This is a genomic window from Streptomyces malaysiense (assembly GCF_000980885.2).
GTDB classification, from domain to species: Bacteria; Actinomycetota; Actinomycetes; order Streptomycetales; family Streptomycetaceae; genus Streptomyces; species Streptomyces malaysiense.
Window position 1 is genome coordinate 24,342 of the sequence record NZ_LBDA02000025.1, and the last position, 22,080, is coordinate 46,421.

Consider the following 22,080-nt stretch of genomic DNA (forward strand, 5'->3'; position numbering starts at 1 on the left):
GGCCGGGGCCCGGTGGGGCCCGGTCCGGCCCCGGTGACGGCTCCGGCCCGGTCCGCGCCGCTCGCCCCCTCGCGCGGGCAGGGCGGCGGCGGGACGCCCGGCCTCGGGGGCGAGCCACCCTCCCCGGTCCGCCCCTCCTCACACCTGGGGCTCGCTCCCCTTGGCCAGCGTGCCGCACAGGGAGGCGGGGCTGTCCGTCTCGTACGGGTCGGTGCCCGCGGGGGTGCCCGGACGGGGGGCCTGGCCCGCCAGCAGGGGGTGGAGGTGGGACGTGGAGTCCCCGGCGCAGGACAGCGGGCCGGCCTCGACGTAGGCCGTGGTCAGCTGGACCTGGCGGGTGCGCAGGTCGTCGCGGGTGAAACGGAAGGTCAGCACGCGGCGGACGGTGAAGAGGGAGACGTGGCCGCTCGCGCCGCCGGTGGGGCGCAGGGCGTAGACGAAGGTGTGGTCCGCGCTGACCTCCAGGGTCACCGGGTCCTCCTCCATGAAGCGCAGATCGCCCTGGACCCGTATCCGGTCGTCGGCCAGCCGGTCGCGGGCCGGGTCCAGGCGCACCACCCAGCCGGTCGGGGCGTGCCGGCCGTCCGCCGCCGGACGGTCGAAGCTCCGGTCGAACTGGGCGAGCTGGCCGGAGTCCACGAGTGCCCGCGCGGGAGCCGTCTCGTGCCCGGTGAGCACCTCCGGGTAGAGCGAGGAACGGACGATGTAGTCCTTGGCCGTGGTCAGCGCCGTCATGACGTCGCTGTCCGAGAAGTGCGCGGTGCCCCGCGCGGCCGGCAGCGGGACCCCCTCGGCGCCTATGTCGAACCGCGCGGCGGGGCTGTGCGCGTACAGCGTCTCCGCGTCCGTCCCCCCGGGCACCCTGCCCCGCGGGGCGAGCGGTACGACCGTCATCCGCAGCGGCTCCACGGGACGCGGGGCCGCGGCGGAGTCGTACGGATGGCGCACCCCCATGTAGACGGCGGTGCCGAAGGCCACGGCCATCAGCAGCACCAGGATCATCGCCTGGCGGACGAGCCTGCGGTGCGGCGGCCGGCGGCGCACGGCGGGCGCGTGGTCGGCCATCCGCTCCTCGGCCGAATACTCCTGGAGGCGGGCAGCGCGCACGAACGACTCGTCGAACACGACGGATCGGTATTCGTCCTCCGCACCTCCGGGGCCGCCCTCGGGTGTCCCCTCCGGTGGGTCTCCAGGCCCGCCCATACCTTCAGAGTGGGTTCCCGGGACCCCGGGTAAACACCCCGCTCCACCACAACTTCTGACAACTCCTCACCCGGAGCCGATCAGGGCAGGTGGGGCACCGCCGACGCCGCCGGGCGCGCGGGGTCCGCCGTGGGAACCTGGTTCTGGCCCGTCGTGGTGGACGACGGCAGCTGGTCCCGGGTGCCCGAGGAGGTGCCCCGGTAGACCGCGGCGAAGGCGAGGGCCACCATGCCGACGCCCATCACCACGGCGAGCACCCAGGCCACCGGCCGGTGCCAGCGGACCTGCTTGCCGTGGCCGTCGAAGGGTCCCCCGCCGAGGGCGTAGAGGTCGTCCAGCTCGTCGAGATCGTCGCCGTCCGGGTCCTCGCCGAGATCGGCGCCCCCGTAGGCGTCGTCACGCCGCTCGCTCCGGGCGCGGGCGCGGCGGGCGGCCTCCGAGGCCTCGGCCCTGGCCTCGGCGGCGGCGAGGAGGCGTTCGACGGCGGTCGGCTCGTGGACCGTGGCCGCCCGTACGAAGTCCTCGTCGAAGACCACGGAGGCGAACTCTTCGTCCGACACCCCGCGGTCGTGGTCGTCGTCGGGCTCCCAGCCGTCAGGGAACGGCGTGCCCCCCACGTCCTCCGGCACATGTCCAGAGTAGACCTGGGGGATCAATTTGGGCAGACGGTACGGAAATTCATCCACCTGTCGAGACGCCCGGCCGGGCCGGTCGTCAGCGGCGGACGTGCCCGTCGCCGGTGACGATGTACTTGGTGCTGGTCAGCTCCGGCAGGCCCATCGGGCCCCGGGCGTGCAGCTTCTGGGTGGAGATGCCGATCTCCGCGCCGAAGCCGAACTGGCCGCCGTCCGTGAACCGGGTGGAGGCGTTCACGGCGACCGTGGTCGAGTCGACCAACTGGGTGAACCGGCGGGCGGCCTGCTGCGAGGTGGTGACGATCGCCTCGGTGTGCCCGGAGGTCCACAGCCGGATGTGCTCGACGGCCTTGTCGAGGGAGTCCACTACGGCGGCGGCGATGTCGTACGACAGGTACTCGGTCTCCCAGTCCTCCGGGGTCGCCTCGACCACGGTGGCCTTCGAGCCCTCGGCGTGGGCCATGACCCGCTCGTCGGCGTGCACGGTCACGCCGGCCTCGGCCAGCGCGTCCAGGGCGCGCGGCAGGAACTCGGCGGCGATGTCCTGGTGGACCAGCAGCGTCTCGGCCGCGTTGCACACGCTGACCCGCTGGGCCTTGGAGTTGACGAGGATGTCGATCGCCATGTCGATGTCGGCCTGCGCGTCGACGTAGACGTGGCAGTTGCCGGTGCCGGTCTCGATGACGGGCACCGTGGACTCGCTGACCACGGTCCTGATCAGGGAGGCGCCGCCGCGCGGGATGAGGACGTCGACCAGGCCGCGGGCGCGCATCAGCTCGCGCACGGACTCGCGGCTCTCCCCCGGCACCAGCTGTACGGCGTCGGCGGGCAGCCCGGCGCCGCCGACCGCGTCCCGGATCACCCGGACGAGGGCGGTGTTGGACTCGTAGGCGGAGGCGGAGCCGCGCAGCAGGACGGCGTTGCCGGACTTCAGGCAGAGCGCGGCGGCGTCCACGGTGACATTGGGGCGGGCCTCGTAGACGATGCCGACGACGCCGAGCGGGACGCGGACCTGGCGCAGGTCGATGCCGTTGGGCAGGGTGGAGCCGCGGACCACCTCGCCGACCGGGTCGGGCAGCCCCGCCACGTCGCGGACGTCGGCGGCGATGGCCCGGACCCGCTCGGGGGTGAGGCTGAGCCGGTCCACGACGGCCTCGCCGGTGCCGTTCTCGCGGGCCTTGGCCACGTCCTTCGCGTTGGCCTCGATGATCTCCCCGGTCCGTACCTCCAGGGCGTCGGCGATCGCCAGCAGCGCGTCGTCCTTCACGGCGCGCGGCAGCGGCGCGAGGCCGGCGGCGGCTGCCCTGGCCCGGTAGGCGGCCTGGGTGACCGGGGACATCGAGTCGTACGGCGAGAGCGTGGTCATGAGGGAAGGGTAGTGCGCGGTGCGGAGCCCTTCCGCGCACGTTTCACACCCCGAGACGAAAACTCCTGTAAGGGCTCAGAAGGGGTGGACCCCCACGGGGGTCGCGGGCGGCGGCCCGTACCCCTCCGCGATGCGCTGGTGGTACGTCTCGCGGTCGATGACCTCCAGCCCGACGATCTCCCACGCGGGCAGTCCGGCGCTGAGCCGGTGCTCGCCCCACAGACGCAGCGCCACGGCGGCCGCGTCATGCAGGTCGCGGGCCTCCTCCCAGTACCGGATCTCGGCGTGGTCGCTCGCGTATCTGCTGGTCAGCAGGAAGGGGTGGTCGTGAGCCAGCTGCTCCAGGGCCCGGCGCAGGTCCGCGAGGGGGACGCTCTCGCCGGCCACGCTGAGGGTGACGTGCCACAGCCGGGGCAGATCCCTGGGTTCCTCGTAGGTGCCCCCGGCCGCGACGCTGGTCAGGGCACCTCGGGTGGTACCCCCAGGGCGCACTCGTCTCACGACGGCCTCCTTCACCCAAGTGCTCGGAAACATGTCTCGCACACAAAGTTGAGCAGGCCGTAAGGCTTCGCGGGGCGGTTTTACGGAACGTCCCCCACCGGAGGCCCCCGGGGGCGCCCCGCTGTACGAGTGTCACCCGTGCAGGAGCACCAGGTCGTCCCTGTGTACGACCTCGCGTTCGTACGCCGGACCCAGTTCGCGAGCCAGCTCGTGGGTCGAACGCCCGATCAGCCGGGGGATCTCCTTGGCGTCGAAACTGACCAGCCCGCGAGCCACCGCACGGCCGGCGGTGTCCCGCAGCTCCACGGGGTCGCCCGCGCTGAACTCTCCCTCCACGGCGGCGATCCCGGCGGGCAGCAGCGACTTGCGGCCCTTGACGACCGCCTGCACGGCGCCGTCGTCCAGGGTGAGCGCGCCCTGCGGGGTGGAGGCGTGCTGGAGCCAGAGCAGCCGGTCGGCGGAACGCTTGCCGGTGGGGTGGAAGTACGTGCCGGTGTCGCCGCCGCCGAGGGCGTCCGCCGCGTGCACGGTGCTGGTCAGCACCACCGGGATGCCGGCGGCGGCCGCGATCCGGGCGGCCTCCACCTTGGTCACCATGCCGCCGGTGCCGACGCCCGCCTTGCCCGCGCTGCCGATCTCGATGCCGGCGAGATCCTCGGGGCCGTGGATCTCCGCTATCCGGGAGGTGCCGGGCCTGCCGGGGTCGCCGTCGTAGACGCCGTCGACGTCGGAGAGGAGGACCAGCAGGTCGGCGTGGACGAGGTGGGCGACGAGGGCGGCGAGCCGGTCGTTGTCGCCGAAGCGGATCTCGTCGGTGGCGACGGTGTCGTTCTCGTTGACGACCGGCAGGGCGCCCATCGCGAGGAGCTTGTCGAGGGTGCGCGAGGCGTTGCGGTGGTGGGCGCGGCGGCTCATGTCGTCGCTGGTGAGCAGGACTTGGCCGACGCGGACGCCGTACCGGGCGAAGGAGGCGGTGTACCGGGCGACCAGCAGCCCCTGGCCGACGCTGGCGGCGGCCTGCTGCCGGGCCAGGTCACGGGGCCGGCGGCGCAGCCCGAGCGGCGCGAGTCCGGCGGCGATGGCACCGGAGGAGACGAGGACGACCTCCCGCGCCCCGCCGCCCCGGCTCTTGGCCAGCACGTCCACCAGGGCGTCCACCCGGTCGGCGTCCAGCCCGCCCGCCGCGCTGGTCAGCGAGGAGGACCCCACCTTGACGACGATCCTGCGGGCCGCGTCCACAGCCTGCCTCGCGCTTGCCACCTTGCCCGCCGTCCCTTTCGCCCGTGTACCGGCCTCGTGCTGCGCAATGTACGCGACCGGGGACCTTCGGCGCGCTCCGGTTTCACCGGACGGACGCCGGCCGCCGCCGCGCGGCCGGGGAGACGGTGACGGAAAGGGCGCCGGGAATGGCGAATGGCGCGGCCATTCACGAGGGGTCCGCAATTCCGAAGAGGCGGCGGCCTTTTCTTTCCGGATCGCGCCGGGAGAATTCCTTCGCCGCGCCGCGCCGCTGCCGCCGCTGCCGCGGCCGCTGCCGCGGCACCGGGTGCCGCCGTCCGGCGCCCGGCCGGGCGCCGGCATGCGGCCGCGCCGTGGGGATCGGTGTCGAATCCACCACATTCCGCCCGAAACCATGGATCGGGGCTCACGACATCCGCGCCACGGACCCCGACGGCGGCCGCGCGGGACAGGTTGACCGGATCGTCCGGTTCGCACCGCCGAAAGCGTCGTTCTCACCGTGGGCTCACCTTCTCTTACCCAGGCGGGCGGCCACTCCCGCGGATCGGCGCCACCCGGCCCGCGATACCGGATCCGGCCACCTCGAAGCCCTCCGCGCGCGCCCGTGAGTCACACCACACCCGGAGCAACGGGTCCCGCGCGGTCATACGGTGAGACCATCCGGTAGGGCACGTTAGGGTAGGGTTAAACGCCCCTTAACCTCGCACTCCTTGTGCCTCTCGCCTCCCCCGCCGAACCGGCGGCGGGAGGCGGTTGAGAGTCTGACCGACAGTCCAGGAGCCCCAAGCATGCCCGTAGCGAATGGAAACGCTTCGCCGAAAATAAGCGTTGTCGTCCCTGTCTACAAAGTCCAGGGATATCTGCGTGCGTGCTTGGACTCCATTCTGTCCCAGTCCTTCGAGGACTTCGAGATCGTCGCCATCGACGACCACTCGCCCGACGCCTGCGGTCGGATACTCGATGAATACGCCGCCCTCGACAGCCGCGTCATACCCGTGCACCTGGAGGAGAACCAGGGCATCGGAAAGGCACGTGACGCCGGTGCGCTGAAGTCCCGCGGCGAGTACATCCTCTTCCTGGACAGCGACGACACCCTGGCCGACGGCGCGCTCCAGGCGATCGCCGACCGCCTGGAGGTCACGGGCGACCCCGACATCCTGCTGCTCAACCACGTCCGCACGTACTGGAACAACCGGGTCCAGGCGAGCGCGGCCGGTGAACTCCTCGCGAGCGCGGGCACGGACGTCTTCACGGCCCTCGAACGGCCCGACTTCCTCACCATGTTCGCCGTCGTCTGGAACCGCGCCTATCGCCGCGAATTCTACGTCGGCAACAACTTCGTCTTCACGGACGGCATTTACGAGGACGCGCTCATGGTCTACAAGACCATGCTGACCGCGGAGCGCATCGCCGCCACCGACCACGTCTGCGTCGAGTACCGCCAGCGCCGCCAGGGCAACTCCATGCGTACGCCCGGCCGCAAGCACTTCGGTATCTTCCAGCAGTACGCCCGCCTCTTCGAGTTCCTCGACCAGCACCCGGAGGCGGAGCCGGTGCGCGCCCTGCTCTTCGAGCGCGCGGCGAGCCACTACCTCTTCACACTGGCACGCGAGGACCGCATCGTCCCCAAGGACCGCGCGGAGTTCTTCAAGCTCGCGGCCGCCTCGTACAAGCGCTACAAGCCCAAGGGCTTCGTGCTCCCCGAGGGCTCCCAGGGCGTCCGGTTCCAGCTGCTCGAACGCGGCTCCTACACGGCGTACGCCGCGGTGACCGCCGCCGGCAACACCCGCCGCCAGGTGATCCAGCGGGCCACCAAGGTCAAGACCAAGCTCGGCAAGACCGCCTACAACCGGCTGTACCGGCTGCACCTGCGCCGCCCGGTGGACGAGAACCTCGCGGTCTACGCGGCCTACTGGAACCGCGGTGTCGCCTGCAACCCGGCCGCGATCTACCGCAAGGCCAAGGAACTCGCCCCGGACGTGCACGGGGTGTGGGTCGTGCGCCGGGACATGGTGGAGAGCGTCCCCGCGGGCGTCGACTACGTGGTGGCCAACTCGCCGCGTTACTGGGAGGTCATGGCCCGCGCCAAGTACCTCGTCAACAACGTCAACTTCCCGAACGACATCATCAAGCGCCCCGAGCAGGTCTTCCTCCAGACGCATCACGGCACCCCGCTGAAGCAGATGGGCATCGACCAGCAGAAGTACCCGGCCGCCGCGAAGAACATGAGCTTCGCCAAGATGCTGGAGCGGGCCGACAAGTGGGACCTCAGCCTCACCTCCAACCAGCACTCCACGGAGAACTGGGAGCGGGTCTACCCCTGCGCTTTCGAGGCGATCGAGTTCGGCTACCCGCGCAACGACGTCTTCTTCCGCACCGACGGTGACGACGTCCTGCGCATCCGCCGCGAGCTGGGCATCGAGGACGGCAAGACGGCCATCCTGTACTGCCCGACCGTGCGCGACTACCAGAAGGGCTACGTCCCCCGCATCGATCTGGAGCGCTTCTGCTCCGAGCTCGGCCCGGACTTCGTCGTCCTCGTGCGCACGCACTACTTCTACGGCGCCGACCCCCGCCTGGAGGCCCTCCAGGAGCGCGGTCTGATCAAGGACGTGTCGACGTACCCGGTGGTGGAGGACCTCTGCCTGGCTGCCGACGCGCTGATCACGGACTACTCGTCCATCATGTTCGACTACGCGTGCCTGGACCGCCCGATCGTCACCTACGCGGACGACTGGGAGGTCTACCGCAAGGCCCGCGGTGTCTACTTCGACATCCTCTCCGGCCAGCCGGGCGAGACGCCGGGTGCGACCGCGACCGACGAGGACCAGCTGATCGAGGTCTTCCGTTCCGGTGCCTGGAACGGCTCCAAGGCCGCCGAGCTGCGCGCCGCGTTCCGTGAGCGCTTCGTGCAGTTCGACGACGGAAACGCCGCCGAGCGTGTGGTGCGCCGGCTGTTCCTCGGCCGGCAGGAGGCCACCCCCGCGGTGCTCCCGCTGGACGAGCGGACGCCCGCGCCCGCGCCCGGGGCGCTCGCCCAGGCTCGTATCCCGCGGCAGCCCACCGGCGAGCACGGCCTCATCGACGCCTGAACGCGGCCGCGGCCGACCCCGGCCGCACCGGCGCCCGACGTGCGAAACGAGAGAGACGAACACCTGATGGCTTCCCGCCCCACCATTTCCAAGGCTGTCATTCCGGCGGCGGGTCTCGGCACCCGGTTCCTGCCGGCGACCAAGGCCACTCCCAAGGAGATGCTGCCGGTCGTCGACAAGCCCGCGATCCAGTACGTGGTCGAGGAGGCCGTGTCCGCGGGACTCGACGACGTCCTGATGATCACCGGTCGTAACAAGCGTCCCCTGGAGGACCACTTCGACCGCAACTACGAGCTGGAGTCCGCCCTCCAGAAGAAGGGCGACGCGAGCCGGCTCGCGAAGGTGCAGGAGTCCAGCGACCTGGCGACCATGCACTACGTCCGCCAGGGCGACCCGAAGGGCCTCGGCCACGCCGTGCTGTGCGCCGCCCCGCACGTCGGCCACGAGCCCTTCGCGGTCCTGCTCGGCGACGACCTGATCGACCCGCGCGACCCGCTGCTCCAGCGCATGATCGAGGTACAGGAGGAGCACGGCGGCAGCGTGATCGCCCTCATGGAGGTCGCGCCCGAGCAGATCCACCTCTACGGCTGCGCGGCCGTCGAGGCCACCGCCGAGGGCGACACCGTCAAGATCACCGGCCTGGTCGAGAAGCCCGACCCCGCCGACGCCCCCTCCAACTACGCGATCATCGGCCGCTACGTCCTGGCCCCGCAGATCTTCGACGTCCTGCGCGAGACCGAGCCGGGCCGCGGCGGCGAGATCCAGCTGACCGACGCGCTCCAGCAGCTCGCCGCCGACGAGAAGCTGGGCGGCCCGGTGCACGGCGTCGTCTTCCAGGGCCGCCGCTACGACACCGGCGACCGCGGCGACTACCTGCGTGCCATCGTCAGGCTCGCCTGCGAACGCGAGGATCTGGGACCGGAGTTCCGGACCTGGCTGCGCGGTTATGTCGGCCAGGAACTCACCGAGGGCTGACCCGGCCGGCGCACCGGACACGACAGGGGGCGGGCCCGGAGGAGAAATCCTCCGGGCCCGCCCCCTGTCGTCGGCTCTGCCTAGAACGGCTCGAAGTCGTCGAACTCCCGGCCGGCCTCGTCCCGTTCGGCGTCCCGGTCCCGGCGGCGCTGGGCCGCGGGGCGGGGTGCCTCGAAGCGGTGGTCCTCACCGCGGCGGCCGAGCATCTCGGCACCCGCCGTGACCGACGGCTCCCAGTCGAAGACGACCGCGTTCTCCTCGGGGCCGATGGCGACGCCGTCGCCGCCCCGGGCGCCCGCCTTCATGAGCTGCTCTTCCACACCGAGGCGGTTGAGCCGGTCGGCGAGGTAGCCGACGGCCTCGTCGTTGTTGAAGTCGGTCTGGCGCACCCAGCGCTCGGGCTTCTCGCCGCGCACCCGGAACAGCGGCTCGCCGCCGACCTCCTCACGGGTGACGGTGAAGCCCGCGTCGTCCACGGCCTTGGGCCGGATGACGATCCGCGTGGCCTCTTCCTTGGGCTTGGCCGCACGCGCCCTGCCGACCAGGTCACCGAGAGCGAAGGACAGCTCGCGCAGACCGGTGTGGGCGACCGCCGACACCTCGAAGACGCGGTAGCCGCGGGCCTCCAGGTCGGGGCGGACCATCTCGGCGAGGTCCTTGCCGTCGGGCACGTCGATCTTGTTCAGGACGACGATGCGGGGCCGGTTGCCGAGACCGCCGTACTGCCGCAGCTCCTCCTCGATGACGTCGAGGTCGGAGAGCGGGTCACGGTCGGACTCCAGGGTCGCGGTGTCCAGGACGTGCACCAGCACGCTGCACCGCTCCACGTGCCGCAGGAACTCCAGGCCCAGGCCCTTGCCCTGGCTGGCGCCCGGGATCAGCCCCGGCACGTCGGCGATGGTGTAGACGGTCGAGCCCGCGGTCACCACACCGAGGTTGGGCACCAGGGTGGTGAAGGGGTAGTCCGCGATCTTCGGCTTGGCCGCGCTGAGCACCGAGATCAGCGAGGACTTGCCGGCGCTCGGGTAGCCGACCAGCGCCACGTCGGCGACGGTCTTCAGCTCCAGGACGACGTCCTGGAGGTCCCCGGGCACACCGAGCAGCGCGAAGCCGGGCGCCTTGCGGCGGGCCGAGGCCAGCGCCGCGTTGCCGAGGCCGCCGCGGCCGCCCTGAGCGGCGACGTACGACGTCCCCTGCCCGACCAGGTCGGCGAGGACGTTGCCCGCCTTGTCGAGCACGACGGTGCCGTCCGGGACCGGCAGGACCAGGTCCTGGCCGTCCTTGCCGGCCCGGTTGCCGCCCTCGCCGGGCTTGCCGTTGGTGGCCTTGCGGTGCGGGGAGTGGTGGTAGTCGAGCAGCGTGGTGACCGACTGCTCCACGGTCAGGATGACGTCACCGCCACGCCCGCCGTTACCGCCGTCCGGACCGCCCAGCGGCTTGAACTTCTCGCGGTGGACGGAGGCACAGCCGTGGCCTCCGTTACCCGCGGCGACATGCAGTTCGACGCGGTCCACGAAGGTGGTCATGGTTCAGTGCCTCCAGAAATTACGGGTATGTCTAGGTACTAACACGCGAAAGGCGGACCCGCCTTCCCGTCCGGGAAGTGAGGTCCGCCTCGCGAAACGTTCGATGCCGAATCAGATGATTCAGGCGACCGGAACGATGTTCACGACCTTGCGGCCACGGTGGGTACCGAACTCCACCGCACCCGGCAGCAGGGCGAACAGGGTGTCGTCGCCGCCACGGCCGACACCGGCGCCGGGGTGGAAGTGGGTGCCGCGCTGGCGGACCAGGATCTCACCAGCGTTGACGACCTGACCGCCGAAGCGCTTCACGCCGAGCCGCTGGGCATTGGAGTCGCGACCGTTCCGGGTGGACGATGCGCCCTTCTTGTGTGCCATGTCTTCTCAGTCCCTTACTTCGCAGCCGTGGGGATCGACGTGACCTTGATCGCCGTGTACTGCTGGCGGTGGCCCTGCCGACGGCGGTAGCCGGTCTTGTTCTTGTAGCGCAGAATGTCGATCTTCTGGCCCTTGTGGTGGTCCACGACCTCGGCCTGGACCTTGATGCCGGCCAGCACCCACGGGTCGCTGGTCACAGCGTCGCCGTCGACAACGAGCAGGGTCGAGAGCTCGACCGTGTCGCCAACCTTGGCGGTGGAAATCTTGTCAACCTCAACGATGTCGCCGACAGCAACCTTGTGCTGGCGACCACCGCTGCGCACGATGGCGTACACGCGGATCTCTCTTTCGCTCGAAGAAACGGCACCCCCGCAGGCCAGCCACCCGGCATACGCATGGGTGACCTCTCCCGGCCGGCCCAGCGTCCGGGAGGAACAGGTTTACGGGGATGTGGCGGGCTCGATGACACGCCGACGGTCAAGGTTACGGGCCGGGGCCGTGAGGGTCAAACTGGGCGTCCGGCCGCGGCGACGTACCCGGCGTACGCCTCCGCGATCCCCTCGGCGGACAGTCCGAGGTGCTCCAGGACGGTGTAGCGGCCCGGCCGGGTCTCCGGCGCGAACGCCACGGCCCGTACGAACTCCTCGTCGCTGAAGCCGATCTCCTCGGCCAGCACGGGCAGCCCGTGCCGGCGCAAGCACTCCACGATCAGAAGGGAACCCTCGCGGTCGTCGCGCAGATACGTGGCGAACGCGGCGCCGAGACCCACCTGTTCGCCGTGCGCGGCGGCCCGGTGGGGGTGGAGCAGGTCCAGCGCGTGACTGATCTCGTGGCAGGCACCCGAGGAGGGCCGGGTGTGCCCGGCTATCGACATGGCGATGCCGGTCAGCACGAGCCCCTCGGACAGCACGGTGAGGAACCCGTCGTCGCCGCAGCCGCCGGGGTGCCTGAGGACCGCCTCGCCGGCCTGACGGGCCATGGCCGCGGCGAGACCGTCGATCCGCTCGCCGTTGACCCGGTGGTCCAGTTCCCAGTCCGCGACCGCGGAGATGTTGGACAGGGCGTCGCCGATACCCGACCGCACGAAGCGCAGCGGGGCCTCGCGGATCACGTCGAGGTCGATGAACAGGGCGACCGGCGCGGGCACGCCGTAGGAGCCGCGCCCCGCGTCGTTGTCCAGGTTGGACACGGGCGAGCAGATGCCGTCGTGCGAGAGGTTCGTCGGCACCACGACCAGGGGCAGGCCGATCCGCGCCGCGGAGTACTTCGCACAGTCGATGATCTTGCCGCCGCCGATGCCCACGACCGCGTCGAAGTCGCCGGACTTCATCCGGTCGGCCAGGTCGACCGCCTCGTCCAGGGTGCCGCCGCCCACCTCGAACCAGGTGGCGGCGGGCAGCGCCGGCGCGAGGCGCTCGCGCAGCTGGGCTCCGTAGCCGCGGCTGACGGCGACGGCGAGCCGCCCGGAGCCCGAGATGCGCTGGTCGGCGAGGACACCCGCCAGATCGTCCAGGGCACCCGCGCGGATGTCCATGACGATCGGCGAGGGGAACAGCCGGGTCAGTACCGGCATGCGATCTCCCGCCCGCGGGCGAGGTCCTCGTGGTTGTCGATCTCGACCCAGTCGACGTCGCCGATGGGCGCCACGTCGATGCGGAAGCCGCGGTCGACCAGTTCCTGGTAGCCGTCCTCGTAGTACAGCTGCGGGTCGCGCTCGAAGGTCGTGCGCAGGGCGTCCGCCAGCGCCTCGGCCGCGTCGCCCTCGATCAGCGTCACGCCGATGTACTCACCGGTCGCCTCGGCCGGGTCCATCAGCTTGGTGATCCTCGTCATGCCCCCGTCCGGGTCGACGACGACCTTCATCTCCTCGTCCGCCAGGGACTTCACGGTGTCCAGCGCGAGGATGATCTTCTTGCCCACGCCGCGGGCGGCGAGCAGCGTCTTCTCGACCGAGACCGGGTGCACGGTGTCGCCGTTGGCGAGGATCACACCGTCCTTGAGCGCGTCGCGCCCGCACCACAGGGAGTAGGCGTTGTTCCACTCCTCGGCCTTGTCGTTGTCGATGAGCGTCAGCTTCAGGCCGTACTTCTCCTCGAACTCGGCCTGGCGCGCGTAGACGGCCTCCTTGCGGTAGCCGACGATGACCGCGACCTCGGTCAGCCCGATCTCCGCGAAGTTGCCCAGGGTCAGGTCCAGGACGGAGACGGCCTCGGGCGCGTCCTGTGCGCTCACCGGCACCAGGGCCTTGGGCAGGGTGTCCGTGTAGGGGCGCAGTCGCCGTCCGGCGCCGGCCGCCAGCACGAGGCCTATCATCGCGGTTTCTCTCCTTCGGTTCAGGGGCGCGGGCCCGGGACGCGGTGCCCCGGCCCGCCGAAAAAGCGGGTGCGGCCCTCTCCTCGCGGACAGGACCGCACCCAGGCGTGACCGGAGACCGGTCAGTCGACGGAGGCCGACTGCGGGGTCGCCGCGGTCTTCTTGGCCGCCGTCTTCTTCGTGGCGGCCGCCTTCTTGGCCGTCGTCTTCTTGGCGGCGGTCTTCTTGGCGGCGGTCTTCTTCGCCGCCGTCTTCTTGGTGGCCGCCTTCTTCGCCGTGGCCTTCTTGGCCGCCTTGCGAGCGGTCTTCTTGGCCGGAGCCGCGGTCTCCTCGGCCACGGCCTCCTCGGCGGGGGCCTCGGCCGCGGGAGCCTCCGCAGCCGCCGGGACGACCACGACGGCCGTCTCCTCGGAGGCGGTCGGCGCGGCCGTCTGCCGCACCGCGCGGCGGCGCGGACGGGCCGGTGCGGCGCTCTCGGCGGGCGCCGGCGCCGCCTCGGCGGCGGGCTCCGCCACCGGGGCCGCGGGCGCGGTCTCGGCGACGGTCACCACGGTGGCCTCGGCACCCGCGGGGGAACCGGCCGGTGCGGACACCTTCCGGGTCGCCCGACGGCGGGTACGGCCCTTGGGTGCCTCCTCGGCGGCCTCGGGGGCCGGAACCACCTGGTCCTCGGCGGCCACCGGCTCGGCCAGCGCCTCGACGGCCGGCTCGGGCAGCACCGGACGGGCCGCGGCCTCCTCGGCGGTGACGTCCTGCGCGGTCGGCACGACGGCCTCGGCGGCGGCGTCCTGCTCGGCGGCCTTCGTCCGGGCCGGCTTCCTTGCGGACTTCTCCGCCTTCGGCGCGCCCGCCGGGGCCGACGCGCGACGGCTCGCCCGGCGGCGGGTACGGCCGCGACCGGCCGCCGCCTCCGCCTCGGCGACGCTGCTGTACAGCTCCTCGTCCGGCGTGAACTCCGGGGCCGCGAGGGCGACCGGCTCCGCGACCTCGGCGGCCACCTCGGCGGCCGTCTCGATCTCCGGTTCCGCGGCCTCGCCGCTCTCCACGGCGACCGCGGCGGTCTCGTGCTCGTGCGGCTGCTCCTGCGCCTCGCCGCCACGGCCGCGCTTCTTGCGCTTGCCGCCGCCACCGGCGGTGCCGGGCTGCTCCACGTGCACGATGACACCGCGGCCGTTGCAGTGCACACAGGTCTCGGAGAACGACTCCAGCAGGCCCTGGCCGACCCGCTTACGGGTCATCTGCACCAGGCCCAGCGAGGTCACCTCCGCCACCTGGTGCTTCGTACGGTCGCGGCCCAGGCACTCCAGCAGGCGGCGCAGCACCAGGTCGCGGTTGGACTCCAGGACCATGTCGATGAAGTCGATCACGATGATGCCGCCGAGGTCGCGCAGCCGCAGCTGGCGCACGATCTCCTCGGCCGCCTCCAGGTTGTTCCTGGTGACCGTCTCCTCCAGGTTGCCGCCCTGGCCGGTGAACTTGCCGGTGTTGACGTCGACGACGACCATCGCCTCGGTCCGGTCGATCACCAGCGAACCGCCGCTGGGCAGCCAGACCTTGCGGTCCAGCGCCTTGGCGAGCTGCTCGTCGATCCGGTACGTGGCGAAGACGTCGACCTCGGAGGTCCACTTCGACAGGCGGCCCGCGAGGTCCGGCGCGACGTGCGCGACGTACCCGTGGATCGTCTGCCAGGCGTCGTCACCGCTGACGACGACCTTGGAGAAGTCCTCGTTGAAGATGTCGCGCACGACCCGGACGGTCATGTCCGGCTCGCCGTACAGCAGCGTCGGGGCGTTGCCGCTCTTCGCCTTCTTCCGGATGTCCTCCCACTGCGCCTGGAGCCGCTCGACGTCGCGGCGCAGCTCGTCCTCGCTCGCGCCCTCGGCGGCGGTGCGCACGATGACACCCGCGTCCTCGGGGACGATCTTCTTGAGGATCGTCTTCAGCCGGGCCCGCTCGGTGTCGGGCAGCTTGCGGCTGATGCCGGTCATGGAGCCCTCGGGGACGTACACGAGGTAGCGGCCCGGCAGGGAGACCTGGCTGGTCAGACGCGCGCCCTTGTGACCGATCGGGTCCTTGGTGACCTGCACCAGCACCGACTGCCCGGACTTGAGGGCGGACTCGATGCGCCGCGGGCCGTTGGCCATGCCGAGCGCCTCGAAGTTGACCTCGCCGGCGTACAGCACGGCGTTGCGGCCCTTGCCGATGTCGATGAAGGCGGCCTCCATCGACGGCAGCACGTTCTGCACCTTGCCGAGGTAGACGTTGCCGACGTACGACGTCGACTGCTCCTTGTTGACGTAGTGCTCCACGAGCACGTTGTCCTCGAGGACGCCGATCTGCGTGCGCTCGCCGTGCTGGCGGACGACCATCACGCGCTCGACGGCCTCACGGCGGGCCAGGAACTCGGCCTCGGTGATGATCGGGACGCGGCGGCGGCCCTGCTCGCGGCCCTCGCGGCGGCGCTGCTTCTTCGCCTCCAGACGGGTCGAGCCCTTGATGGACTGCACCTCGTCGGACGGCTCGCTCTGCTTGCGCGGCTCGCGGACCTTGACGACCGTACGCTCCGGGTCGTCGGAGGACGGCTCGCCGTCCGCGGCGGACTCACCGGCGCGACGACGGCGGCGACGACGGCGACGGCTGCCGGCGCTGGAGCCGCCGGACTCCTCGCCGTGCGCCTCCTCGGCGTCCTCCTCCTCCTGCTCGGCGGTGTCCTCGGTGTCCTGCGCGGCCTGCTCGGCGGCCAGTTCCTCGGACTCCTCGCCGCCCTCGCCCTCGGCGGCGTCCCCGCGGCGGCGACGACGGCCGCCCCGGCGGCGCCGGCGACGCGAGGAGGACTCCTCGTAGCCCTCGGCGTCCTCGGCCTCGCCCTCGGCGCCCTCCGGCTCCTCGTCCTCGTCCTCGGCGGGGGCCTCGGCGACCGGGGCCTCCTCGACGCGCTCGGCGCGGCGACGGCGGCGACGGCGCGAACCGGCCTCGGCACGCTCCTCCGCGTGCTCCTCAGGCTGCTGCGGCGGTGCGGGCTGCTCGGCCTCGACCGGCTCGGCGGCCTCCGCGGCCGCCTCGGCGGCGGCCCGCTCGGGCGTCTGGAAGCGCGGCTCGGCGAACACCGGGGCCTGGAAGACGGCGACGGCGGGACGGGCGGGACGGCGCGAGCCCTCCTCGGCCCCGGCGCCGCGCGCGGGCTCGGAGAAGCCGGACGCGGGGCGCACGGCCCGGCGCCGGGCCCGGCGCGGGGCGGGGGTCTCGGCGGCCCCGGACTCCTCGGCGGCGGCCGGCGCGGGCTCGGTGGTGGAGCGTGTGGTGACGGGAACCTCCGGGGTCTGCGCGGCCTCGGCGGGGGCGCTCTCGGGCGCGGTGACCCGGCGGGTGGCGCGACGGCGGCCACGACGCGGGCCGGCGTCCTCGCTCTCGGCCTCGGCGGCGGGGGCCTGAGCCTCGACGGCGGGCTCGGCGACCGGCTCGACGACCGGCTCGGCGGGGGCTTCCTCGGCGGCCTTCGGCGCACCGGTGGGCGCGGAGGCGCGGCGGGTGGCACGACGGCGGGTACGGGCGGGGGCGGCCTCGGCGGCGGGCTCCTCGGCGGCCGGCGCGGCCTCCGGGACGTCCTCGACGGTGACCCGTACGACGGTCTCGGCGGCCTCGACGGCGGCGGGCGCACCCGCGGGCGCCGACGCACGACGCGCGGCACGGCGACGGGTGGGGGCGGCGGGCGCCGCCTCCTGGACCGGCTCGGCCTCGACGGCGGTCGGCGCTACGACGGTCTCCGCCTGCTCGACGGCCTCGGCGGCGGCGGGCGCACCCGCGGGCGCCGACGCACGACGCGCGGCACGGCGACGGGGACGCGCGGCGGGCGCCTCGGCCTCGGCCGGGGTCTCGGTCGCGGCCTCGACGGCCGGTGCGGCGGTCTCGGTGGCCTCGGCGGCGGGCGCGGTGGCACGACGGCTGGTACGGCGGCGCGGACGCGCGACGGGCGCCTCGGCCTCGGCCGGGGTCTCGTCGGTGGCCTCCGCCTCCGCGCTCGGCGTGGCGACGCTGCGCGTGGCCCGGCGTCGGGTGCGCCGTGGTGCGGCCTCCTCGCCGACGACGACCTCGCCGCCCTCGGCGACCTCCGCGGCGGCGGCCGGCGCGACGGTCTCCGCGGCTTCGGCGGTCTCCGCGGCGGGTGCGCCAGCGGGCGCAGACGCACGGCGCGCGGCACGGCGGCGCGGACGCGCGGCGGGCGCGGCCTCCTCGGCCGCCTCGGGGGTCAGGGCCCCGGCGGCGGACCCCTCCGCCTCCTCGGGGTCCTCAGCGGCCGGTATGGCCGGGAGGGTGACCTCGGCGGGCGCCTCCGCCGCGACGGGCGGACCCGCCGGCCGGGAGGCGGCACGGCGACGCCTGCGCGGCGGCAGGGTGTCGCTCGGCGTGTTCAGTTCGGAACCCTCATTGGGTTCGGTCGGCTCCAGCATGCGGGCGTTTCTCCCGTCAGGCTCCCGGGCGCCGCGCCTGGTTCCGGCACCGGCCCGAAGGGGCCGTCCACCGGTGACGTCCGCGGCCACGCGATGCGCGATGGCCGCCGTCCGGGGCGCGGGCGCCGCACGGGAGCACTCTGTGTCCTGTCTCGCCGGTTCCGTACACCTTGTCGGTACGGCCTGGCGAAAGTCTTCTGGTCGGTGCGCTGCCCGACCCAGGTGGCTCCCGAGTACCAGGGCGGCGCTACGACGTCCGTCCTACGCGGGACCTTCCGGCGCCGGCGCCGTCGCGGCGGCAGCCGGTACGGCCGTTCGGGCCGTGGCTGCCTCGCGGTCGGGCGCGAGCGGGTCGGTCACCGTTCCGGTCTCTTCATCGAACAGCCCCTGCGCCAGCCTGGTCACCGCTGCGGGGACCGGCGGCGCCAGGTCGGCCACGGCGCGGAGACCGGACAGGACGTCGTCGGGTCGTACGGCAGGCGTCACGTGCCGAACAACCAGCCGCAGTATCGCACAGGGCTGGTCGGTCGGCCCATCAGCCGGTGCGCCGTACGCCTGAAGGCTCGCCACGGCCGAGCGGGCGTCGAAGGTGCGCACACCGTTCTTGGCCATGCGCTGCACCTCGACGGACTCGGCCCCGTTGAAGGCCTCGACCGCGCGCTCGGCGTCGGCCGGATCGACTCCGGTGAGCCTGAGCTCCCAGACGGAGGCCGTCAGCCGGTCGGCGAGGCCCGAGGTGTGCGCCTCGACCGCGTCGACGATGTCGAGCCCGGCGGGCAGCGACTCGTCGAGGAGGACGCGCAGTGTCTCGGGGTCGCGCGACGCGGTGAGCGCGATCTCCAGGTACTCCGCCTCACTGCCGGTGCCGGTGGGTGCGGCATTGGCATACGACACCTTGGGGTGCGGCGTGAATCCGGCCGAGTAGGCCATGGGCACGTCGGCACGGCGCAGCGCACGCTCGAAGGCGCGCTGGAAGTCTCGGTGGCTGGTGAACCTCAGGCGGCCGCGCTTGGTGTAGCGCAGTCGGATGCGCTGCACCGCGGGTGCGGGCGGCGGGCCTTCGGGCTGTCGCTTGCCCAGTGTCCTAGTCCTTCGTGAGAGCGGTCGTACTCCTCTCAAGAGTACGTGCCGCAGCGCTCCCGGGTTCCCGCCGTGTCGACCGGGAACGAAGCGGGCACGGACGGCTACCCTCCCTTCTGCTGACTTTGCCCCCTTCTGAACGATTCCCCGGAGGGTACGACGGCGGAGAACCGCGGCCGGCGCCTGCTCAGGACCCTCACCTTCTGGCTGCGTCCTGCGTTCACGCTGCGCGTGCTGGGCCGCTTCCAGCGGATCGCGGGCTTCGACCGCTCCATGGCCCTCGCCTCCAGCGCCCTGACCGCGCTGGTGCCGCTGGCGATCCTGGGCGCGGCGGTGCTGACCAGCGTCGGTTCGTACGACGTCGCACGGCAGCTGATCACGCGGTACGGCCTGACGGGCGAGGGTGCCGCGGCGGTCGACGCGCTCTTCGCCCCCGAGCAGCAACAGGTGAACGTCAGCGTCCTCGGCGTGCTGTTCCTCGCGGTCTCGGCACTGAGCTTCACCCGGGCCCTGCAACGCCTGTTCGAGCAGACCTGGGAGCTCCGGCCGCTCAGCGTGCGCAACACCCGCAACGGCCTGGGCTGGCTGCTCTCCGGCGCCTTCTACATGGCGATCAGCGCCCTGATCCACACCCTGCCGAGCGACGGCCGGGCGCAACTGATCAGCGTGGCGGCCGAGATGCCGGTGACCGCGGCCTTCCTGGTCTGGACCGGCGTCATGCTTTCCGCCCGCCGCGTCGCCTGGCGCGACCTGATCCCCTTCGGCATCACCGGCGCGGTGGCCATCGCGGCCTACTCCGTGGGCGCGACCCTCTACCTCCCCCACCTCTTCAACGCCTCCGCCCAGCGCTACGGCGTCGTCGGCGCCGTCTTCGCGATGATCTCCGCCCTCTTCGCGGTCATGCTCTGCATCGTCGGCGCCTCCGTGATGGGCCGCGAGATCCGCGACGAACTGACCCGCATCTCCCGCGGCGAACGCACCCCCGACGACGAGGTCCGCCGCCAATGGAACGAGGTCGTCTCCCAGACCCGCTCCCGTTGGCACTCGGTCCGCCGCCAGGTGAGCCGCCATCGCTCCGACAACCCGCCCGACCATTGATCTCGGCCACGGAGACAAGGACCGCCCACCGACAATTCGCCGACCCATAGGGGCATCGACGGAAATATCCCGGCAGACCGCACCGAACATCCGAACAGAATGCGGGCACCCGCGATTCCGCGAGCCTCGGTTCACCGCTCACCAGAGCGGGAAGATCCAGTTCAGCGGCGGTCCGGACATCGAGTCCGATGACGCTCTCGGCACCGGCGACGGCGATATACACCTTCCCTCGAAGCCGCTTTTGCGCCCCCTTTCGCGACCGCTTTCCCGAGAGGCGGATCGCCCCGAATTCACCGCCTCGAAGCCGCCCGCGCGCGGCACGGAAAACTACGCCATCACGCGCCTCGACCGTGGCCGGGAGCGTGTCACGTCGGCCCTCCCCGGCCACCCTTGATAGCGTCCGCTCGCCGAAATAACCCATAAAAGGCCGATTCGCGTCGGCTGGTGGTCGAAAGGAAACGGACCATGAACGACTTTTCCCGTCGCCGGCTGCTCAAGACCTCGGCGGCCGCCGGTGCCGGCGCCGTCGTCGTGCCGGGTGCCGCCGCTGCCGCCGCCCCCGCCGCGAGCGCCGTGACAGACGCCCCGGGGAGCGGAGGGCAGGGAGGGAAATGCCCGCCGGCAAAGCTGACCGGCCGCATCGTCCGCCCCGAGGACTCCGGGTACACGGACGCGCGCCTCGGCTGGGACCAGCTCTTCTCGCACTACCCACTGGTCATCGTCTTCGCGCAGAACACCCAGGACGTGGTCAACGCCCTCACGTGGGCGCGGCAGAACGACGTCGCGGTACGGATCCGCAGCGGCCGCCACGCCCTGGAGGGCTGGTCGAACGTCGACAGCGGCATCGTGATCGACATCAGCGAACTGAAGTCGGTCCGCATCGACGCCGCCGCCCGCGTCGCGACCGTCGGCGCCGGACTCAACCAGCTGGAAGCGGTGACCACACTCGCGAAGCGGAACTTCGCGGTGACGACGGGCACCGAGGGCAGCGTAGGCCTGTCCGGGGCGACACTCGGCGGCGGCTTCGGCTTCCTCACCCGCTGGCTCGGCATGGCCTGCGACAGCCTCATCGGCGCCGAGATCGTCGTCGCGGAGGGCGATGAGTGCGCGAAGGTCGTCAAGGCCGACCTGAACCACAACTCGGACCTGCTCTGGGCGCTGCGCGGAGCGGGTAACGGCAACTTCGGCATCGTCACCTCGCTCACGTACAAACTGGCCCCGCTCAAGAGCGTCACGTATCTGCAGGCCACATGGGACGGAACCGGCGACCTGCGCAGGATCTTCGAGGCCTACCAGCGCACCACGCCGTACACCGACGCCCGACTCGGCACCCAGCTCGAAGCCCACCGGAACCAGCTCCTGCTGTTCGCGGTCCTCCCGGAGGGGACACCCACGGAGACGAGGAGACTGCTGGCCCCGATCCTGTCGATCGGCAGCCCCCAGGTCACGACGCAGGTGGGCAACTGGGGCGACATCTACGCGGGGTTCCAGATCCCGATCGAGAACGAGCCCGCGAACTGGAAGTTCTACTCCCAGTTCGCGAAGAAGCCGTTCCCGGGCGAGGCGATCGACATCGTCTCCGCGTTCGTCAAGGACGCCCCCACGGACGACAGCAACTACTTCGTCCAGGCGTTCGGCGGGAACGTCCGGAGGAACCCCCACGGCGGCACGGCCTTCCCGCACCGCGACGCGCTCTTCTACGCCGAGCCCGGCGCCGGCTGGGGCACGCGCAGCGACCAGCCGGGCATCTGCGACCCGCTCACTCCACGCGCCCAGGCCTGGATCGCGGAGTTCAGCCAGGCACTGCGCCCCTATGTCAACGGCGCCTACGTCAACGTGCCGAACGTCAGCCTGCAGGACTGGGAGACCGCCTACTGGGAATCCAACTTCGACCGGCTGCGCAGGCTCAAGGCCAAGTACGACCCGCACAACATCTTCCAGTACGACCAGAGCATCCCGCCCGCGTCCTGCTGACCTGGTACGACCGAGCCCCCTCCCCGACCGGGAGGGGGCTCGGTCATACCTACCCGCCCTGAGCGTTCACCGCGCAATCGCCGGAACCCAGGGACCACGGCGCCCGCCCACCGCGGCCTCATCCGTGGCCGGGCCCCGTGGACGCGGGGGGGGCGCGGCGGGGCTGCCGGCTCGCCCGCACCGGGAAAACCACAACCTCCACCCGCCACAAGAATTGCCCATGACACGGCAAAAATTCCCCAATTGTCAGGCGTT

Annotated in this window: 16 protein-coding genes; 4 read left to right on the plus strand and 12 right to left on the minus strand. The window is 72.2% G+C overall.

Features of this window, described 5'->3' with window-relative positions; translation table 11 throughout:
- Nucleotides 1-138 precede the first annotated feature (138 nt).
- The 5 genes from VT52_RS12090 to proB all read right to left on the minus strand — a co-directional run bounded on the left by VT52_RS12090 (nucleotide 139) and on the right by proB (nucleotide 4,965).
- Complete coding sequence (locus VT52_RS12090; RefSeq protein WP_046421745.1) at nucleotides 139-1,203, minus strand: SCO2583 family membrane protein; 1,065 nt, start codon at nucleotides 1,201-1,203, stop codon at nucleotides 139-141.
- 80 nt (nucleotides 1,204-1,283) lie between these two features.
- Nucleotides 1,284-1,832, minus strand: a complete 549-nt coding sequence (locus VT52_RS12095) for an SCO2584 family spore wall biosynthesis protein (protein WP_046421744.1) — start codon at nucleotides 1,830-1,832, stop codon at nucleotides 1,284-1,286.
- 85 nt (nucleotides 1,833-1,917) lie between these two features.
- A complete protein-coding gene (locus tag VT52_RS12100; RefSeq protein ID WP_046421743.1) occupies nucleotides 1,918-3,204 on the minus strand; it encodes a glutamate-5-semialdehyde dehydrogenase in 1,287 nt (428 codons plus the stop codon).
- 75 nt (nucleotides 3,205-3,279) lie between these two features.
- Nucleotides 3,280-3,705: a hypothetical protein gene (locus VT52_RS12105; protein ID WP_046421741.1), complete on the minus strand. Its 426-nt coding sequence runs from the start codon at nucleotides 3,703-3,705 to the stop codon at nucleotides 3,280-3,282.
- A 132-nt stretch (nucleotides 3,706-3,837) separates the two neighbouring features.
- Nucleotides 3,838-4,965 (minus strand): glutamate 5-kinase, encoded by a 1,128-nt coding sequence (proB, locus tag VT52_RS12110; RefSeq protein ID WP_079174996.1) that lies wholly within the window; start codon nucleotides 4,963-4,965, stop codon nucleotides 3,838-3,840.
- A 767-nt stretch (nucleotides 4,966-5,732) separates the two neighbouring features.
- Between proB and VT52_RS12115 the strand changes: the two genes are divergently transcribed.
- Nucleotides 5,733-8,036, plus strand: a complete 2,304-nt coding sequence (locus VT52_RS12115) for a bifunctional glycosyltransferase/CDP-glycerol:glycerophosphate glycerophosphotransferase (RefSeq protein WP_046421738.1) — start codon at nucleotides 5,733-5,735, stop codon at nucleotides 8,034-8,036.
- A gap of 66 nt (nucleotides 8,037-8,102) precedes the next feature.
- Complete coding sequence (gene galU, locus VT52_RS12120) at nucleotides 8,103-9,011, plus strand: UTP--glucose-1-phosphate uridylyltransferase GalU (protein ID WP_046421736.1); 909 nt, start codon at nucleotides 8,103-8,105, stop codon at nucleotides 9,009-9,011.
- An 80-nt stretch (nucleotides 9,012-9,091) separates the two neighbouring features.
- On the opposite strand, the gene obgE is transcribed toward galU, so the two are convergent.
- From obgE to VT52_RS12155, 7 genes are all read right to left on the minus strand, one after another.
- Nucleotides 9,092-10,537, minus strand: coding sequence for a GTPase ObgE (obgE, locus tag VT52_RS12125; RefSeq protein WP_046421735.1), 1,446 nt, complete (start codon nucleotides 10,535-10,537; stop codon nucleotides 9,092-9,094).
- 120 nt (nucleotides 10,538-10,657) lie between these two features.
- Complete coding sequence (gene rpmA / locus VT52_RS12130) at nucleotides 10,658-10,912, minus strand: 50S ribosomal protein L27 (protein WP_030779398.1); 255 nt, start codon at nucleotides 10,910-10,912, stop codon at nucleotides 10,658-10,660.
- 14 nt (nucleotides 10,913-10,926) lie between these two features.
- Nucleotides 10,927-11,247 carry a 50S ribosomal protein L21 gene (gene rplU / locus VT52_RS12135; RefSeq protein WP_009188585.1) on the minus strand — a complete coding sequence of 107 codons (321 nt, stop codon included), beginning with the start codon at nucleotides 11,245-11,247 and terminating at the stop codon, nucleotides 10,927-10,929.
- 170 nt (nucleotides 11,248-11,417) lie between these two features.
- Complete coding sequence (locus tag VT52_RS12140; RefSeq protein ID WP_046421732.1) at nucleotides 11,418-12,485, minus strand: iron-containing alcohol dehydrogenase family protein; 1,068 nt, start codon at nucleotides 12,483-12,485, stop codon at nucleotides 11,418-11,420.
- Nucleotides 12,473-13,225: a phosphocholine cytidylyltransferase family protein gene (locus tag VT52_RS12145; RefSeq protein ID WP_046421730.1), complete on the minus strand. Its 753-nt coding sequence runs from the start codon at nucleotides 13,223-13,225 to the stop codon at nucleotides 12,473-12,475. The genes VT52_RS12140 and VT52_RS12145 overlap by 13 nt, the downstream gene beginning before the upstream one ends.
- Nucleotides 13,226-13,347: 122 nt before the next feature.
- Entirely contained in the window at nucleotides 13,348-17,673 is a 4,326-nt protein-coding gene (locus VT52_RS12150) for an Rne/Rng family ribonuclease (protein ID WP_079174997.1), read from the minus strand.
- Between the two features lie 261 nt (nucleotides 17,674-17,934).
- Nucleotides 17,935-18,711 (minus strand): TIGR03936 family radical SAM-associated protein, encoded by a 777-nt coding sequence (locus VT52_RS12155; protein ID WP_046421729.1) that lies wholly within the window; start codon nucleotides 18,709-18,711, stop codon nucleotides 17,935-17,937.
- Nucleotides 18,712-18,984: 273 nt separating this feature from the next.
- On the opposite strand from VT52_RS12155, the gene VT52_RS12160 reads away from it, so the two are divergent.
- Both VT52_RS12160 and VT52_RS12165 read left to right on the plus strand, forming a co-directional pair.
- Nucleotides 18,985-19,851 carry a YhjD/YihY/BrkB family envelope integrity protein gene (locus VT52_RS12160; RefSeq protein ID WP_240509726.1) on the plus strand — a complete coding sequence of 289 codons (867 nt, stop codon included), beginning with the start codon at nucleotides 18,985-18,987 and terminating at the stop codon, nucleotides 19,849-19,851.
- A gap of 465 nt (nucleotides 19,852-20,316) precedes the next feature.
- Nucleotides 20,317-21,825 (plus strand): FAD-binding oxidoreductase, encoded by a 1,509-nt coding sequence (locus tag VT52_RS12165; RefSeq protein WP_046421726.1) that lies wholly within the window; start codon nucleotides 20,317-20,319, stop codon nucleotides 21,823-21,825.
- Nucleotides 21,826-22,080: the final 255 nt, after the last annotated feature.